Origin of the sequence: Hydrotalea sp. (assembly GCF_049968455.1) — a bacterium.
In the GTDB taxonomy this organism is placed as follows: domain Bacteria; phylum Bacteroidota; class Bacteroidia; order Chitinophagales; family Chitinophagaceae; genus Hydrotalea.
The window spans coordinates 176,414-194,494 of record NZ_JBMFQT010000005.1 but is presented as its reverse complement, the minus strand read 5'-3'; the positions used below and the strand labels follow the sequence as shown (position 1 = coordinate 194,494).

The following is an 18,081-nucleotide window of genomic DNA, read 5'->3' as shown; positions in this document are numbered from 1 at the left end:
TTATCCACAAAATGTGGAATGGTATTTGGTTACAAAGTGAGGGTATTAACTTTAGACTAATTTTACGTTTATTTAAGATTCCGTTCATAATCTTTGTTCATAATATACGTTTCAATTATATGCAGATAAAACATTTTTTTTTATATGTATTGTTTAGTGCTGTCATTTATACCGGTTATGCACAGGCTACAAAAATAAATAATGATCCTGCTGCACTCTTTAAACAGGCTAAGGAGTATTTTCAAAACAATGAATACAGTTTAGCCTATCCGGTTTTTAAAAATTTGCAAAGTCCGCAATACGGTGCTACACTTAATGATGCCACCATACGTGAGGAAATTAAATATTACACCATTGCCTGCGAACTTTATTTAAAAAATACAGCTGCAGCTTCGCAAGCTGTAGAATTCATTAGCCTTGAAACCTCTACTCCGTTGGTTCAAATGATGAGTTTTTATTTGGCTGAATATTTATTTGAACAAAAAAATTATACGGATGCACTTACTTATTATCAAAAAGCCGGTATTGATAATTTAAGTAATAGCCAAATTTCCAATTTGAAATTTCACATGGCTTATGCCTATTTTACTTTACAAAAATTTAATGATGCCAAAACATTGTTTGATGTTATCCGACAAATAAAAACCGATCCTAATTATATTGATGCGAATTATTATTATGGCTTTATTTGTTTTTATGAAAAAAACTATACAGCTGCATTGCAAGCATTTACTATAATTGAAAAAGACAAGATGTACAAAAACATTGTACCTTTCTATATTGCTGAGATTTACTATTTCCAAGGAAATTACGATAAAGCCCTATTGTATGCTGAAGCTGCTTTGTTAGCAGGCAATCAGTATTATGAATTACCATTAAAACAGTTAATTGGTCAGTTGTATTTCGATAAAAAAGATTATACCCGTGCTAAATCGTATTTAGAAGCATACATTAATGCTACGCCAACCCCTAACCGTGAAGATGTGTATGAATTAGCCTATTGTTATTATGCTACCGGAAATTATCAGCAAAGTATTACAGGATTTAAAGAGTTGGGCGGGAAACAAGATTCATTAGCCCAAAATAGTATGTATTTGTTAGCGGATGCTTACTTAAAAACAGGCCAAAAAGCCAACGCAAGAAATGCTTTTTTGTTTTGTGCAACCAATAATGCTAACCCAACTCAAAAACAAGTATCCATTTTTAACTATGCAAAATTAAGTTACGAATTAGGATACTTTGATATTGCTCAACGTGAGTTGGAAAATTTCATTAACAATTATCCCTCATCTCCTTACATTCAAGAAGCCAAAGAAATTCAAGTAAGTGTATTGACCAATACAAGCAATTATAAGGGTGCATTAATGTTGTTTGAAAGCTTACCGTCACAAAGCGAAAACGTTAAGAAAGTATATCCTCGAATTTTATATGGCCGAGCTGTAGAATTGCTGAACGACCAGCGTGTAAATGAGGCCAATGCTTTATTGCTTCGTTTATTACAAGTGCCCTATAACGAATCGCAATTGCCATATGCGTATTTCTGGTTAGCTGAAATTGCCTATAGAAACGGAAACATTGATGCAGCCATACAATATAATCAGGCTTATTTAAAAAATCCTGTTGTTTTAGGTGAAGTGAATCCAATCAATGCACACTACAATTTAGGATATGCTTTATTAAAAAAAGAAATGTATAGCGAAGCCCTCAGCAATTTTCAACAAGTTGCCAGAACCATTTCTTACAATCCAACCCCGGTTCAGTTAGATGCTTATATACGTTCGGGTGATTGTTATTTCATGAATAGAAATTACAAATCGGCATTAACCATTTATGATAAAGTAATTGATATGAATGCCAAGGGTGCCGATTATGCCTTATACCAAAAAGCCATTATAGCAGGTGCTTATAATAAAAATTCCGAAAAAATTAAATTACTGCAATCACTTATTAAACAGTACCCTAACTCTGAGTTTTCTAACGAAGCTAATCTTGAAATTGCCAACACATATATGGCTGCTGAAAATTTTAATGCTGCAATTCCTTATTTACAAAATATTTTAAAAAATAATGATGCCGCTGCTTTATGGCCGAAAGTTTACTTGAAGTTGGGTGTGTGTACATTCAACCTAAACCAAAGCAACCAATCGCTGCAAAACTTTACTCAGTTGGTGTCTCACTATCCCAATTCACCGGAAAGTGATGAAGCCATAGAGTACATTAGGAATATATTTTTAGAAAATCATCAGCCCGATGCTTTCGTAGCCTTTATGAAGGAAAACGGCAAGCCGGTATCGTATAGTGAAGAAGATTCTTTAACATTCCGTTCTGCGCAACTGGCATATGATGCGGCTAATTTTAATGCTGCTCAAAAAGGTTATGCAAATTATTTGGCGAAGTTTCCTGATGGTAAATATAATATTGAGGCTAACTATTTTATGGCGGAAATTTATTTAATGAATAAAGATCCTCAGAATGCCTTTACTTATTATGCTGCTGTTGCGGCTAAAGCACCTAATATTTACGCAGAAAGAAGTGTATTGCAATGTGCCAGAATTGCTTACTTTGATAAAAAAGATTACACTACTGCCGAAACTTACTATGAACAATTAAAACAAATTTCCACACAGCAAGAAAATAAATTAGAAGCCATGCGTGGTTTATTGCGTTGTCAGTACAAATTACAACAATGGAAAGATGCAGTGGCGAATGCACAAGATATTCTAAATGAAAAAGGTGCAGCTGAAGATGATCGAATGATGGCTAATATGATTGTGGCTAAAAATTTTCAATCAGACAGTGCTTTAACCAATGCTGCAAATGCGTATCAGCAGGTAATTAAGTTAGGTAAATCTGAATACAGCGCCGAAGCGCAATACCGTATTGCTCAAATTTTGTATTTGCAAAATCAACTTCCTGCTGCTGAAAAAGCAGCTTTTGAAGTAATAAAAAAATACGGCTCATATGAATATTGGGTAACGGATAGCTATTTATTGTTGGGTGATATTTATTTTAAAGAGAACGATTTGTTTAATGCGGAAGCAACCTATAAAAGTGTTGCAGAAAATGCTACTATTGAAGCATTGAAAAAAGAAGCAGCCGATAAACTGGCTATGGTACAAGCCGCTAAGAATAAACAACCAAAAACCAATTAACAATATATTTAATTAGTTTAAGCATGCTAAAGCAATATCAACTTCATATATTTTTAGTTTCTTTTGCACTTTGTGCTTTTTTGCCCAATGTAAGAGCTGAAAAACATCATCCACAGCAAAAAAAGCATAAATCAAAGCAACATACTACTGTTCATAAAAAAGAAACAACTACCCATAAATCTACTTCAGTTCAAGCAAAAACAACTGCAACTGTTGTGGCGCCCAAAAGCATTTCTGTAAACGATTTACGTGATACGGTAAGTCCTAAAGTAGTAGTAGTTACCTCTGTATTCAAGCCTTCTTTACGTAGTGCTGCTAAAATTAATTTTACTGCAGCCACTGCACCTACCGATGTTTCCATTATACCTTTAATTTATAGTATCCCTTCGCAAAATCTAACTTTTTCTTATCGCCCGGTTTCTATAAAACCATTGGCATTAGTACAGGATACCTCTTTGCATTGGGAAAAGAATAAATACATAAAAGTTGGTTACGGTAATTATGCAACACCTTATGCTGAGGCCGGTGTAGCATTGGGCGATGGACAAAAATCGGCCATTATGTTGCATGGAAAATATACTGCTTCAAAAGGAAATTTACCCTTCCAAAACTTTTCGTTGGGGGGCATTGATGCGAATGGCGTTTTCGCATTACCGCATCAACAACAGTTTACGGGTAAAATTTATTATAATAACAGCAACCAATATTTGTACGGGTTTACCGGCAATAACAATTTTACCAAAGAACAATTGCAGCAGCAATTTAATACCATAGGTGCAAACTTTGGCCTGCAAACCACCCAACCTAACGATTATGGCATTGCGTACCATCCCGAAGTAGGGATTTCTTCCTTTTTTGATAATCGGCAGGGTAGTGAATTAAATGCGGTTATTAAAGCACCGATTAGTAAAACCCTAGGAAAATTATTAACTTTTCAGGTAACGGGTTTAGCCGACATAACGCATTTACAAACCCCAACCAATACCATTAATAATAACTTATTTTATGTAGCGCCGGCTTTACTTTTTAAAGTTCCTAATATTCAAATTAAAGCAGGGGTGCAACCTTCATGGGATAATCAGCAATTTTCACTTTTACCCGATGTACATGTGCAGGCCAATATAGCCGAAACCCAATTGATTGTTTTAGCCGGTTGGCAAGGATATTACCAAAAAAATTCTTACCAAAGTTTAGCGGCCATCAATCCATTTATTGCACAACCAACAGCATTGTTCAACACAAAATTTACTGAACAATATGCAGGAATAAAAGGCAATGCCGGGAAGCATTTTACTTGGTTAGGTAAAATTTCATTTTTGCAAATCAGCAATCAGCCCTTATTTGTGAATGATACTGCTGCAGGCAAATCGCAGTCGTTTGTTATTTTGAATGAAACAGGATTACAAGCTTTAAAATTACATGGTGAAATTACTTATACCAATCAGGAAAAATTTTCATTTATTGCCGGAATGGATTACACACAATATACCAAACAACAGGTTTATGATAAACCGTGGGGATTATTGCCATTGGATGTTACCGGTACCCTTCGTTATAAATTAACGAAAGATTTTTCTATAAAATCTGATTTATTTTTATGGGATGGATCTCAATACCGCGATCCGGTTTCTTTGGCTTCCCGTAAATTGCCTGCTGCCATTGACATGAATGCCGGTGCTGAATTTTCAATTAGTAAAAGCTTGAATATTTGGCTTCAATTCAATAATATTTTCAATAATAAGTATCAACGTTGGAACCAATACCAGGTTTTAGGTTTTAATGTTCTGGGAGGAATCGTATATTCGTTTCATTAATGCACACACATGAAAGAGTTGTTGTTGCCCTATTTATTGGTAAATGAACGTTTGGGAATACCAGGCTTAGGTTTGTTTCAATTAATTAAGGATAAGCCAAGCGTAAATTGGGCTCAAAAATCAGTTTCCGCTCCGGCTACTCAAATTAGTTTTTCAACTGAAACTGTTGAAGCCGACCATCAGTTTTATAAATCAATTGCAGCACAACTCAATATTACAGAAGTTGCTGCTATTCAACTTTTTACAGATTACACTTACGAATTAAAAACACAATTGCAGCAGGGTGGGGTATTGTTGCCCGGAATTGGTACACTTTTACTTAATCCTGATGGTGAAGTTTTATTCAGGCCTTTGCAAAACAATATGGCATTGCAGCAAACATTATCTTTTGAACAAATTAAAATTGTTTCTGCAAAAATGGAGGAAGGCATACATTCCCGACAATCTATTTTAGCCAATATTCCTACTGTTGAAACTAATTCAAATGCTGAAGAAGTTTCCGATGAAATGATACAAAGAGATAGATGGTGGATTTACGCCATTATATTAACCATTATTGGCATTGCAGCACTGGTTATTGCGTTAATGTAACTTTTTAAAAAAGCATGAATCAATCATTTATACAATACTCAAATTGCCCTGTTTGCCATAGTAGCAATATTTCGCTTTCCTTATCAGCTATAGATTATACAGTTTCACAACAAACATTTGAAGTTTGGGAATGCGCTGAATGTACTGCGCGGTTTACACAAAAAATTCCCGATGCACAGCATATAGGGCCTTACTATCAATCAGAAAATTATATTTCTCATTCCGATACACAAAAGGGGCTCATCAATGCTTTGTATCATTATGTTCGCAGCATAACCTTGCAACAGAAGAGAAAATTTATTGAAAAAAAAACCAAGGGAGAAACTAAAACATTATTAGATGTGGGTGCCGGTACCGGAGCATTTGCTAATACTATGCATTTGGCCGGATGGCAGGTTACCGGTGTTGAAGTGGATGAAGGCGCAAGAAATATTGCAAAGAACAAATATCAAATTGATTTACATAATTTAGAACAATTGCAGCAATTGCAACCTGCTTCTTACCAGGTTATTACCATGTGGCATGTGTTAGAACATGTGCATGACTTGCATGGGTATATGCAAAATTTTTACAAAGCTTTAAAACCGGGTGGAAAGCTGATTATTGCTGTACCCAACTATACCTCTTACGATGCACAATATTATCAGCAATATTGGGCAGCTTATGATGTTCCTCGCCATTTATATCATTTTTCGCCTAAAAGTATGTTGTGGTTAGCGCAGCATCATCAATTTACCATACAGCAGTATAAAGCAATGCCCTTCGATAGTTTTTATGTAGCAATGCTCAGTGAAAAATATAAACAGGGCAAAAGCAATTTGTTAAAGGCATTTTGGGTGGGATTGCTCTCAACCCTGCATACAGTACAATCTGTTAAAAAATGTAGTTCTGTTATTTATGTATTGCAGAAAAGCCGTTAAGTATCAATAGCCTTCTTTGTTGTAGTTTACAGTTTATTTATCGGTATTTTTGCTAAAAATTTAGAATAATTAAAGTCTTAGAACAATGAATGTAGCGTTTAATAAATATGCCGATGGATTGGTGCCCGCCATTATACAAGATTACAACACATCAAAAGTGCTGATGTTGGGATTTATGAATGAGGAAGCCTATAAACAAACCGAGCAAACAGGAAAAGTTACTTTTTATAGTCGTTCTAAACAAAGGTTGTGGACTAAAGGTGAAGAAAGTGGCCATTTTTTAGAACTGAAAAGTATTAGTGTTGATTGTGATAATGACACTTTACTCATAAAAGCAATACCGCATGGCCCGGTTTGCCATACAGGGGCCGATACTTGTTGGAGTGAAAAAAATCATGCCGATAATTTTTTATTGTATTTAGAAGAAGTGATTCGTTTACGCAGCAAGGCCTCGCCCGATGAATCATACGTTGCAAGTTTAATGCAAAAAGGTATTAACAAAGTGGCACAAAAAGTGGGTGAAGAAGCTGTAGAAGTAGTAATTGAAGCTAAAGATGATAATGAAACCTTATTTTTGAATGAGTCTGCCGATTTGCTGTTTCATTTTATGGTATTATTAGTTACAAAAAATTATACTTTGAATGATGTGGTAAATGTTTTAAAAAGCAGGCACTCAAAATAAATTGAAAATTCAAATAAAACTTACCAAAGGTAAATTGTATAGTATGAAAAATTTATTTGTATTGTTGTTGTTACCCTTTAGTGTTTTTGCCCAAAAAGGGTTTGTGATAAAGGGCGATGTGAAAGGAATAAAGGATAGCACACTGGTATTTTTAGTAAGCGGCGCTACCGGAAAGTCTGTAGCTGAAGACTATGCTAAGAATGGTAAATTTACCTTGAAAGGACATTTGGAAAATGCCGATATCTATCAATTGAATTTCATTGGTTATCAGGAAACCCCGGAAGTTTTCATGCAAAACGATGAAGTATTTGTTAATGGTGATGTGAACCATTTACAAGATTTGGTTTTTTCCGGATCGCCTTTACAGAATGATTATGTAGATTATTTAAAAGGCTTTAATCCTTTAAAAGAAAAACTAGGCAAGTTGGTATCTGCAATTAACGCTGAAAAACCCGGCATGAAGCGCGATTCATTAATTACTTCTTTCGGTGTTTACAAAAACATGGTTATTAGTCAGGTAGATGCATTTATTAAGCAAAAGCCCACATCACAAGTTAGTGCATTTGTAGTGTATGCAGTTAATCCGTTGTTTTCAGGTGTAGATGAATTAGAAGCCAAATACAATCGTTTAGGTGAGCCGGCTAAAGAAGGGTTTTATGGGAAATTGATTCAACAAACCATAGCGGCTGCAAAAGTTGGTGCAGTAGGTACAAAGGCAATTGATTTTACACAAAATGATACTGCTAACCGTCCGGTTAGTTTATCTTCTTATAAAGGAAAATATGTTTTGGTTGATTTTTGGGCCAGTTGGTGCCGTCCTTGCAGAATGGAAAACCCCAATGTAGTGGCTGTATATAACCAATTTAAAAATAAAAATTTTGCTATCATCGGTGTTTCACTCGATCAACAAAAAGATAATTGGCTGAAAGCTATTCACGATGATGGTTTAACGTGGACACATGTAAGCGACTTGCAATTTTGGAATAATGCAGTAGCACGTTTGTATCATATTGAATCTATTCCCGATAATATGTTAATTGACCCCAATGGTGTTATTATTGCCCGTGGCCTTCGTAGTGAACAACTAAAAGAGAAATTAGCAGAGGTATTACAATAATTGGCTTGGCAATGTGCCTCTTAATAGTTTGTTTAAAAAAATGAACTATTTGAAAACGGTGTTATAAAGTGCTTCATTAAAACCAATTGCCACAACGGTGGTGCCTTTAACAATTACAGGACGCTTAATAATACTCACCATTTCTTGCATTAATTGAATGGCTTTTGTTTCGGTGGTAATGCTTTGTTGTGTGTTGGCATCTAACTTACGCCAGGTAGTTCCTTGTTTATTTAATAGATTTTGCCAACCACCTGCTTGTTGGCACCAGTTTTTTAAAGTAGTTGCTTCAATTCCTTCTTTTTTAAAATTGTGAAAAGTAAAAGGAATATTATGTTGTGAAAGCCAGTCTAAAGCCTTTTTAACTGTATTGCAATTCGGGATACCGTAAACCTGATACATTATGAATGAGAAGTTTCAGTTTTAAAATATCGTTTACCTAACCAACTTTTCCCTGCAGGAATCATCCAATTTTCCAATAACTCTTGTTTAGTATAAACCAAGTTATTGAAGTAGATGGTTTCTTCGCTAATAAAGCCCTTCTCAATGGCATATTCAATTTGAGAAAGAGGCAATAATTCTACTTTTTCTTTTATGAAGAAAGCCAACATTTGTCGGTCGAACAATTGAATGTTGAATTGCTTTTCTATTTGTTTAATAAAGTGTACACTGTAATCGGTGCTGCATCCACTCACTTCAGCCTGAGATTCATCGGCCATAATAACAATGAATTGCCCAAATATTAAGTTGGCATAACCTTTTACAGGGGTACCATGGCTTTTCCAATTTTGCACAAAAGCGGCAAAAAGTTGTTCTAACGTAAGTGCTTCTTGCATGGAAAGTAAACGGCTACTTTGATAAATCCAAACCCGTGAACGATTGGAAAAGTCAGCCGGAAGTATTTGTTCTAATGAAATATTCATAGTGCAAAATTATTACAATAATTGCATTATGTCATGGTCAATTTTTTAGGATTTGTTTTGTTTGTAAAATTGAATGATGCGAGCATAAAAATACCCTCCAATTACAGCAGCAATGGCTTTAAAAATTAAGTTTTCGGTTGAAAACAGGGTGGTCGTATTCCACTCGTTCATGGCATAATCATAAATGCCATCTAGTATTAACAACACGGGAAATAGCAAGAACGAACCAATAATAAAATGTTTCAATGAAAAATGTATTTTCATAATATATTGTTCAAGCTATTGGTATTATTTTATTTATTCACCCACCATTGATTGTTCAATTAATTCAGCAATATCAAGCACATGTACTTCAGCTTCCTTTTCTTTGTTTTTCACACCATCAGTCATCATGGTGTTACAAAATGGACAAGCTGCTGCAATAATATTAGCATTAGTGGCTAAAGCCTCTTCTGTTCTTTCAATATTAATGCGCTTATTGCCGGGTTCATCTTCTTTAAACATTTGTGCACCGCCGGCACCGCAGCAAAGTCCTTTACTTTTACAACGTTTCATTTCAACCAATTCGGCCGATAAAGCTTCTAAAACCTCTCTGGGTGCCTCATAAATGCCATTGGCGCGGCCTAAGTAACAACTATCGTGGTAAGTTATTTTTTTGCCGGAGTAGGGGCTGTTCTCTTTTATAACAATTTTTCCTTCTTTTATTAATTGCTGTAAAAAAACAGTGTGGTGTATTACTTCATAATTGCCGCCTAATTCCGGGTATTCATTTTTTAAAATATTAAAACAGTGTGGACATGTAGTAACAATTTTTTTGATGCCATATCCATTTAATATTTGAATGTTATTGTACGCCATCATTTGAAATAAAAACTCATTTCCTGCACGTCTTGCCGGGTCGCCGGTACAAGCTTCTTCTTTGCCCAATATGGCATAAGATATATTTAGTTTATTTAAAATGCTTGCAAATGCTCGGGTAATTTTTTGGGCTCTTACATCAAAACTTCCTGAGCAACCTACCCAAAATAAAACTTCGGGTGTATTGCCGTTGGCTGCCATTTCGGCCATTACTGGTACATTCATAACAATAACCTTTGTACGAATGTAGGGTAAATTTATTTTAGGTGAATATTTTGAATAAAGATGTTATTTTCACTTATTCATAAAATTTTATTTTCTTGTTGAATGGATTTACTGATTGTACTTTTAGTTGGATGGCTGGTTAGTTTTTTGGGGCAACTGCCGTTGGGTACCATGAGCATTACCGCAACACATATAGCTGTTTTAGAAGGTTTTAATAATGCCTGGCGTTATGCTTTAGGCGTTGCTTTAATTGAAATTATTTATTTGCGTTTAGTTTTAGTTGGTGTGCAATGGATGCTGGCACATCATTTATTATTTACCATTATTGGTTGGCTTACGGTTCTTTTTTTTCTGGTTTTTGCTGTGATTAGCTTTGTGATGATTGCGAAGAAAAAATCGAATGAAAAAAATATTTTATTGAAAAATAATTTACACCGATTTGTTTTAGGAGTAAGTATGAGTGCTTTGAATCCTGCACAAATTCCTTTTTGGTTTATATGGAGTAGTTACTTGATGAATGCAAATGTTTTATCTAACCAAACAGCCAGCTTAAATTTATTTACCATTGGTTGCGGATTGGGCACAATAAGTGGTTTAGCTTTTTATATGTACGGCGGCAATTGGTTAATTAAGAAACTGAAAGCCGAAACAAAAGTGTTAAATATAATTATGGGAATTATTTTTTTAATTGCTGCATTTGCACAATTATACCGTATGCTGTACAGTAAAATGTTTTAACTATTTACCCATTGATCTCTTTCTTCAGGTGAAAATTTCCAGGGTGCAAAATTGTTTTCAATGTTACTAAAAGTGCTGTTCCATTCTTGTGGTGCATTGCTTTCTTCCATAATTAAATAGCGGCGAAGCTGTAAAATAATGTCAAGCGGTGAAATACTTACCGGACATTCTTCTACACAAGCATTACAAGTTGTGCAGGCTCTTAGTTCTTCAGTAGTTATATAATTGTGAAGCAGCGATTTTTCATCACTTTGCCAATTTTCAACCTGTTTTTCTCTTCTTTTACCTAATTCTTCCATACGGTCGCGGGTTTTCATCATAATTAAACGCGGACTTAATTTTTTGCCGGTTAAATTAGCCGGACATGCCGCCGTGCAACGGCCACATTCCGTACATGAATAGGCATCTAATAAATTTTTCCAGCTTAAATCTGCCACATCTTTTGCCCCAAATTTGTGTGTGGTTTCATTTGCAGCATCTGCCGGAATTAATTCCGGCTGCATGGCGTATAACACCTCTTTTTGAATTTCAGGCATATTGTGCATTTTGCCTTTGGGTTCTAAATTGGCGTAGTACGCATTGGGAAATGCCAATAAAATATGTAAGTGCTTGGAGTAAGGTAAGTAATTCAAAAATGCCAAAATACCTGCAATGTGTAACCACCAGGCCATCCGCTCAACTACTTCTATTTGCGGTGATGAAAGATGATTAAATATGAATTGTAAATGTTCGGAAAATAAAAAATTACCGGTAATGTGCTGAGCGTAATGACCATAATTTCTGCCTTGTAAAATAGTGTCAGTGGCATTCATGGTTAAGAATAAGGACATTAAAATAATTTCAGATATTAAAATATAATTGGCATCACTTCTGGGCCAACCGTTTAAATCGTTGCTTAAAAAGCGTTTAATGTGTAATGCATTTCTTCGAATTAAGAAAATAGCACAAACAATAATTACTCCAACAGCGAAACATTCAAATACATTAATTAAAAAATTGTACACTATTCCTAATGGCTGTGCAAATAATCGGTGTGTACCAAAAATTCCGTCTAAAATTATTTCCAGAACTTCAATATTGATAATGATAAAACCGGCATATATTACAAAATGTAATACGGCTACTAAGGGGTTTTTAAACATTTTTTTTTGCCCAAAAGCCAATAAAAGCACATTGCGCCATCTTAATGGTTTATTATCGTTTATTATTTCATCGCGGCCCATTAAAATATTTGATTTAATGAAACCAACTTTTTTTGCAAATAAATAAATGCCTACTGCCAGTAATACTATAAAAATAATTTGAGGAATAATGTGCATAACCAAGTTGTTATAGTGCTAAGTTAATAGTTATGAGTATATAAAATGCAACAAATCAACAGGTTTGCAAGTAGTAATTATTAAATATTAAACAAATGGGTGGCATAAATGCCGGTAAACAAAAAATACTTACAAAATGCCAAAGCAGTTCATTCATTTCAATTTTTACCGTTAAATTGCTTTGCATAAAGGCACAAAGGCTTTTAAAGCTTGTTGGAAAAAAATGAGTACAATGCAAAAAGAAATATTATCACAAAAAATTATACAATATAAGTTAGAGCGTTTGGCTTTAGAAGTGGTTGAAAATTTAGCCAATGCCGAAAACGAAATTATTTTGCTCGGCATTAAAAAGAATGGGTATGAAATTGCGCAAAAAGTAGCTGCCTTGATGCAACCTTATTTTAAGCAATCTATTGTTGTGTCAGGTATATCATTAAATAAGCAACACCCTGATGATGTGCAAATAGATAATCCTGTTACATTAAACGATAAACATTTAGTAGTGGTTGATGATGTTGCCAATACCGGCCGTACGTTAATGTATGCGCTAAAACCTTTATTGCAGCAATATCCTAAAAGTATTCAGACCATGGTATTAATTGATAGGATGCACAAGTTATTTCCTGTTAAGCCCGATTATGTAGGCTTATCAGTGGCTACTACACTGCAAGAACATATTTCAGTTGAAATGAATAAGGAACAAATTGTTGGCGCCTATTTATTGTAATACATTTGTTACCTTAGTATTTTACGAATTTCATGAAAGTATTTTTAATTAAATCATATGGATAACGCAATATTAGAAAAAGCCCGCAGTTGGGTAAACGGAAATTATGATGCAGCTACCAAGCAAGCCGTTCAGGATTTAATTGATCATAATCCTAACGAGTTAATGGAAGCATTTTATAAAAATTTAGAATTTGGAACAGGGGGCTTAAGAGGTATAATGGGCGTAGGTACCAATCGTATGAACAAATATACTGTTGGCATGGCTACTCAGGGGTTTGCCAATTATTTAAAGAAAACCTATCCTAATCAAACTATTAAAGTTGCTATAGCTCACGATAGCCGAAACAATAGCCGCTTTTTTGCAGAAACCACTGCACAGGTTTTTGCAGCGAATGGCATACAAGTGTTTTTGTTTGAAGATTTGCGCCCTACACCGGAATTAAGTTTTGCTATAAGAATGTTGCAATGCAACGGAGGTGTTGTTTGTACTGCATCACATAACCCCAAAGAATATAATGGTTATAAAGCCTATTGGAATGACGGAGGGCAATTAGTACCACCGCACGATAAAAATGTAATAAAGGAAGTTGAAGCTATTCAAACTATTGATGATGTTAAATGGAGTGGAGGCGATGCTAACATTACATTAATAGGTGCAGAAATAGATAAGCAATATTTAAACATGGTAAAAAGTTTAAGTGTTAACCCTGAGGTAATTGAACAACAAAAAGATTTAAAAATTGTCTACACACCAATACATGGCAGTGGTATTAAATTAGTACCTGCAGCCTTAGCTGAATTTGGTTTTACCAATGTGCACATTGTAGAAGAGCAGGCAACACCCGATGGCAATTTTCCTACGGTAGCTTATCCAAATCCTGAGGAAAGTGAAACGATGCGCATTGGTTTAGAAAAAGCAAAAGCCTTAGACGCCGATATTTTACTTGGTACCGATCCGGATGCTGATAGAGTTGGAATAGGAGTTAAAAATCATAAAGGTGAATGGGTTTTAATGAATGGTAATCAAACGGCTGTTTTGGCGTTTGCTTATTTAATTGAAGCACGTCGGAAAAAAGGTATTGCACAGCCCAATGATATGGTGATTACCACTATTGTTACAACTGAAATGATTAATGAAGTAGCCAGACAAAACCATGTTGCCTGCTATAATGTATTAACCGGCTTTAAGTGGATTGCAGAATTAATTAAAGAGAAAGAGGGTAAAGAAAATTATATTATTGGCGGTGAAGAAAGTTTTGGTTTGATGATTGGCAGCCAAATTCGCGATAAAGATTCGGTTAGTGCTGTGGCATTATTGTGCGAAATGGCAGCTTATGAAAAACAACAGGGTAAAACCTTGTTTGATAAACTTATTGAGTTGTATATGCAATATGGTTTTTACTATGAACATTTAATTAGTATTACCAAAAAAGGCATGAACGGGCAGAAAGAAATTGCCGCTATGATGGAATCCTATCGTTCAAATCCACCTCAATTAATCAATAACAGCAAAGTAGTTACTCTACTTGATTACGAATTACAAACAGGCACCAATTTACTAACCGGTGAGAAATGGAAAATAAACTTACCAAAGAGTAATGTTTTACAATTTATTACGGAAGATGGTAGTAAAATTTCTGCTCGCCCCTCTGGTACAGAACCTAAAATTAAATTCTATTTTAGTGTACATACCCATTTAAGCAATAAAAGCGAATTTGATGCGAAGTTGGATGAATTAAAACAGCGCATTAATGGTATTATACAATCAATGCAATTAGCTTAAATTATTGAAATAGGCTTACTAATAGCACTTGTGCTAAATTTTTGAAATGCTGTGTAAAAAAATTGCACAGCATTTTTATTTCCCCAAGTAGTAATTTTAATGGTAAATATTTGTGGCTAACTATAGTTTTGTATGGTTTATGAGAAATTTTGAAGATACTTACCGACACAAAGGATTACGTAATCAGTTAGTGCAACAACTGAAACAGAAAGGTATTACGAATGAAGCTGTATTAAACGCCATACAACAAATACCCCGTCATTTTTTTTTAGACTCTGCTTTTGATAAAATAGCTTATGAAGACCGGGCATTTCCCATAGGCGAAGGTCAAACTATTTCGCAACCTTATACCGTAGCTTATCAAACTCAACTTTTGCAAATTGCAAAATCTGACAAAGTATTGGAGATAGGCACAGGTAGTATGTATCAGGCTTGCGTATTGGCTGAGTTAGGTGCTTGGGTTTATACTATTGAGCGCCAGAAAAAAATTTTTGATGCCAATAAAACTTTTGCATTTAAAAATAAGTATCCAAATATTAAATGCTTTTTTGGAGATGGATATGAGGGGTTACCCACATTTGCTCCCTTCGACAAAATTTTAATTACCGCCGCTGCACCTTTTATTCCCCCAAAATTAGTTGAGCAGTTGAAGATTGGTGGATTAATGGTTATTCCAATCAATGAAGGTAATTCACAGCGAATGTTGCGCATTACTAAAGTTTCGCCTGATGCTTGCAAAGAAGAATCATTCGATTTGTTTTCCTTTGTACCCATGCTAACAGGGAAAAACCTATAATTTATTGATGAATATTACCTCCTACTTTTTTGGGTAAAATGGCTTTAGGTGTGGGTGGTGTTGTTGTAGCGTTTTTGGGTGTATTGTTATTTTTCTTTGGTGAAAAAGCTGGTAGCTTATTAGTATCAATTTGAGATTCGGGTGCTAAATCCTCTGGTTTAATATCAGCAGGCACATAGTCTTGTGAAGTACCATTGCCCATTAGTTGCTGATCGCCTTCTACACCCATTGGTACATTTGGATTGGGATTACTATAATCAATTTCTAAATCGTTGGTCATTCCCTCAGGTTTAGAAAAATCAACATTGGCATCAATACCCAATGTACTGGCATTTTGCAAAACTTTTTCATAGAAGTATCCCCAAATAGGCATAGCGGCCCTGGCTCCTTGGCCATTATAGCTATTGCTATTAATATGAATAAATCTGTCATCGCAACCTACCCAAACACCAGCCAGTAGTTGCGGGGTGTAACCCATAAACCAAGCATCACTATTGTCATTGGTAGTACCTGTTTTACCGGCAATATTTCCACGCACATCAAACTGCATTTTTAATCCACGTGCCGTACCAAATTCAACCACCCCTTCCATCATTTTAATCACTGAATAAGCAGTAATATCGCTCATTACTTCTTTACGAAGCGGAGCAAAATTTTCCAATACATTTCCGTTTCTATCTTCAATTCGTGTTATGTATAAAGGTCTAACATTAAATCCACGTCCTGGGAACATACTATAAGCCTGCATCATTTCGTAAAGCGATATTTCGCAGGCGCCAATGGCAATGGATGGGTGTGGTTCTATATTGGTTTGCAAGCCACATTTATTTTTTAGAAAATCAACAAAACGAATGGCTGCATTATTGCCTTTGGGGTCTAATTGTTTCATTATATAAGCAGTAGCGCAGTTGCGTGAAAATGCCAAAGCCTGCGCCATTGGAATGGAAGCACCGGTACAGGAAGTAGAAGTTGCCGGAACCATGCCATAAGCACCAAAACTTTGTTGTACATCTTGTACAATGGTATTGGGCGTAAAACCTGCATCTTCAATGGCTAAACTATACAATAAAGGTTTTATAGTTGAACCTACCTGTCGTTTTGTATTATAGTTTACATGGTCGAATTTAAAAGTTTTAAAATCTATACCGCCCACCCAAGCTCTTACTTCTCCACTTAAGGGATCTAATGCCATAAAACCTGCTTGCATCATTTGGCGGCAATACTTAATTGAATCCATGGGAGTCATAATGGTATCTTTCTCCCTATTGTTATTCCAGGCAAAAATGCGCATGGAGGTAGGAACAAAAAAAGTTTTTTTTATATCATCATCATTTACACCGTCTTTCTTCAAATTTCGCCAGCGATCACTTTGTTTCATAGCAGCATCTAATATATTTTGATGCCCATCCCAAACGGTACCTTTTTTAATATTTGTTTGCTGGTTTAATATTTGTTGCATGTAGCTCATGTGTTTGGCTACCGCTTCCTCCGCATAAATTTGCATACGCGGATTAATGGTGGTATAAATTCTTAATCCATCAGTGTATAAATTGTATTCTTCACCATTGCTTTTTTTGTGTGTTTTGCACCATTGCTTCATGTATTCTCCTAAAACCATTCTAAAATAAGGTGCTAAACCTGTCGTTTCATCTAACTTCTTATAATTCAGTTCAATAGGTTCTAACTTAATTTTCGCACCATCTTGCGGTGTTAGGTAGCCATTAGTAACCATTCGGTTAAGTACCAAATTTCGGCGTTCTAAAGCTTGTTTGGGGTTACGGCGGGGGTTATATAACGTAGGGGCATTTATCATTCCTACTAAAACAGCTGCTTCATTTACATTTACACGATCGGGTTCTTTTTGAAAAAATGTTTTGGCTGCATTTCTTATTCCAAAAACATTATCACCAAAGGCAACTGTATTCAAATACAGGTTAATAATTTCATTTTTAGTGAAGTTTCTTTCTAACTTAACTGCAATAATTGACTCTTTTACTTTTTGAATGGCACGTAATAAAAAGTTGCGGGTAGACCAGTTTTCTGTAAACAGATTTTTAGCAGTTTGCATGGTTATGGTACTGGCACCACCATCTCGTCCAAACCCTTTAATGGCTCTGAGTAATGAAATAAAATCAATACCGCTATGGTCATAAAAACGTTGGTCTTCCGTAGCAACTAGTGCATGTACTATATTGGGGCTGATGTCTTTAAAATCAACATTCACACGGTCTTCCAAATAATATTTACCCATTAAGGTGCCATCTTGTGCATATACCTGACTGGAGAGAGAGGCAGAAGGGTTTTGGATATCGGATATGGAAGGCATTTTTCCAAATACACCCCAGTTACAAAGCAGTAGAAATAATATAAAGGCTGCCACTGCTATAAAAAAAGCTTTCCAAAATATTTTAACTGAACGCGACATAAATGTTGACAT

The 18,081-nt window shown here is 35.2% G+C and carries 16 protein-coding genes; 10 read left to right on the top strand and 6 right to left on the bottom strand.

Going from position 1 to position 18,081, the window contains the following annotated elements:
- Window positions 1-119: 119 nt before the first annotated feature.
- The 6 genes from ACP5P5_RS05490 to ACP5P5_RS05465 all read left to right on the top strand — a co-directional run bounded on the left by ACP5P5_RS05490 (window position 120) and on the right by ACP5P5_RS05465 (window position 8,276).
- A complete protein-coding gene (locus ACP5P5_RS05490; RefSeq protein ID WP_428285099.1) occupies window positions 120-3,152 on the top strand; it encodes a tetratricopeptide repeat protein in 3,033 nt (1,010 codons plus the stop codon).
- 23 nt (window positions 3,153-3,175) lie between these two features.
- Window positions 3,176-4,966, top strand: coding sequence for a hypothetical protein (locus tag ACP5P5_RS05485; RefSeq protein ID WP_428285098.1), 1,791 nt, complete (start codon window positions 3,176-3,178; stop codon window positions 4,964-4,966).
- 9 nt (window positions 4,967-4,975) lie between these two features.
- Window positions 4,976-5,557, top strand: a complete 582-nt coding sequence (locus tag ACP5P5_RS05480) for a hypothetical protein (protein ID WP_428285097.1) — start codon at window positions 4,976-4,978, stop codon at window positions 5,555-5,557.
- A 14-nt stretch (window positions 5,558-5,571) separates the two neighbouring features.
- On the top strand, window positions 5,572-6,477 hold the full coding sequence (locus ACP5P5_RS05475; protein WP_428285096.1) for a class I SAM-dependent methyltransferase: 906 nt from the start codon (window positions 5,572-5,574) through the stop codon (window positions 6,475-6,477).
- Between the two features lie 85 nt (window positions 6,478-6,562).
- A complete protein-coding gene (gene hisIE / locus ACP5P5_RS05470) occupies window positions 6,563-7,159 on the top strand; it encodes a bifunctional phosphoribosyl-AMP cyclohydrolase/phosphoribosyl-ATP diphosphatase HisIE (RefSeq protein WP_428285095.1) in 597 nt (198 codons plus the stop codon).
- Window positions 7,160-7,202: 43 nt separating this feature from the next.
- Window positions 7,203-8,276, top strand: coding sequence for a redoxin domain-containing protein (locus ACP5P5_RS05465; protein WP_428285094.1), 1,074 nt, complete (start codon window positions 7,203-7,205; stop codon window positions 8,274-8,276).
- A gap of 45 nt (window positions 8,277-8,321) precedes the next feature.
- Here the strand turns inward: ACP5P5_RS05465 and ACP5P5_RS05460 are convergent, their stop codons facing one another.
- Genes ACP5P5_RS05460 through ACP5P5_RS05445 form a run of 4 tightly spaced genes read right to left on the bottom strand, consistent with a single transcriptional unit; the run spans window position 8,322 to window position 10,279 of the window.
- Window positions 8,322-8,675 carry an arsenate reductase gene (locus ACP5P5_RS05460; RefSeq protein WP_111293028.1) on the bottom strand — a complete coding sequence of 118 codons (354 nt, stop codon included), beginning with the start codon at window positions 8,673-8,675 and terminating at the stop codon, window positions 8,322-8,324.
- Complete coding sequence (locus tag ACP5P5_RS05455; RefSeq protein WP_428285093.1) at window positions 8,675-9,196, bottom strand: hypothetical protein; 522 nt, start codon at window positions 9,194-9,196, stop codon at window positions 8,675-8,677. The genes ACP5P5_RS05460 and ACP5P5_RS05455 overlap by 1 nt, the downstream gene beginning before the upstream one ends.
- Window positions 9,197-9,241: 45 nt before the next feature.
- A complete protein-coding gene (locus tag ACP5P5_RS05450; RefSeq protein ID WP_428285092.1) occupies window positions 9,242-9,460 on the bottom strand; it encodes a hypothetical protein in 219 nt (72 codons plus the stop codon).
- A 33-nt stretch (window positions 9,461-9,493) separates the two neighbouring features.
- Window positions 9,494-10,279: a (Fe-S)-binding protein gene (locus ACP5P5_RS05445; protein ID WP_111293031.1), complete on the bottom strand. Its 786-nt coding sequence runs from the start codon at window positions 10,277-10,279 to the stop codon at window positions 9,494-9,496.
- A gap of 102 nt (window positions 10,280-10,381) precedes the next feature.
- Between ACP5P5_RS05445 and ACP5P5_RS05440 the strand changes: the two genes are divergently transcribed.
- On the top strand, window positions 10,382-11,017 hold the full coding sequence (locus ACP5P5_RS05440) for a LysE family translocator (RefSeq protein ID WP_428285091.1): 636 nt from the start codon (window positions 10,382-10,384) through the stop codon (window positions 11,015-11,017).
- On the opposite strand, the gene ACP5P5_RS05435 is transcribed toward ACP5P5_RS05440, so the two are convergent.
- Entirely contained in the window at window positions 11,014-12,336 is a 1,323-nt protein-coding gene (locus tag ACP5P5_RS05435) for a 4Fe-4S dicluster domain-containing protein (protein WP_428285090.1), read from the bottom strand. The genes ACP5P5_RS05440 and ACP5P5_RS05435 overlap by 4 nt on opposite strands.
- Window positions 12,337-12,568: 232 nt before the next feature.
- Here ACP5P5_RS05435 and ACP5P5_RS05430 point away from each other — a divergent pair, with 232 nt between their 5' ends.
- The 3 genes from ACP5P5_RS05430 to ACP5P5_RS05420 all read left to right on the top strand — a co-directional run bounded on the left by ACP5P5_RS05430 (window position 12,569) and on the right by ACP5P5_RS05420 (window position 15,644).
- Window positions 12,569-13,063: a phosphoribosyltransferase family protein gene (locus ACP5P5_RS05430; protein WP_428285089.1), complete on the top strand. Its 495-nt coding sequence runs from the start codon at window positions 12,569-12,571 to the stop codon at window positions 13,061-13,063.
- 57 nt (window positions 13,064-13,120) lie between these two features.
- Window positions 13,121-14,848, top strand: coding sequence for a phospho-sugar mutase (locus ACP5P5_RS05425; RefSeq protein WP_428285088.1), 1,728 nt, complete (start codon window positions 13,121-13,123; stop codon window positions 14,846-14,848).
- 139 nt (window positions 14,849-14,987) lie between these two features.
- Window positions 14,988-15,644: a protein-L-isoaspartate(D-aspartate) O-methyltransferase gene (locus ACP5P5_RS05420; protein WP_428285087.1), complete on the top strand. Its 657-nt coding sequence runs from the start codon at window positions 14,988-14,990 to the stop codon at window positions 15,642-15,644.
- A gap of 1 nt (window position 15,645) precedes the next feature.
- Here the strand turns inward: ACP5P5_RS05420 and ACP5P5_RS05415 are convergent, their stop codons facing one another.
- Window positions 15,646-18,081 (bottom strand): transglycosylase domain-containing protein, encoded by a 2,436-nt coding sequence (locus ACP5P5_RS05415; protein ID WP_428285086.1) that lies wholly within the window; start codon window positions 18,079-18,081, stop codon window positions 15,646-15,648.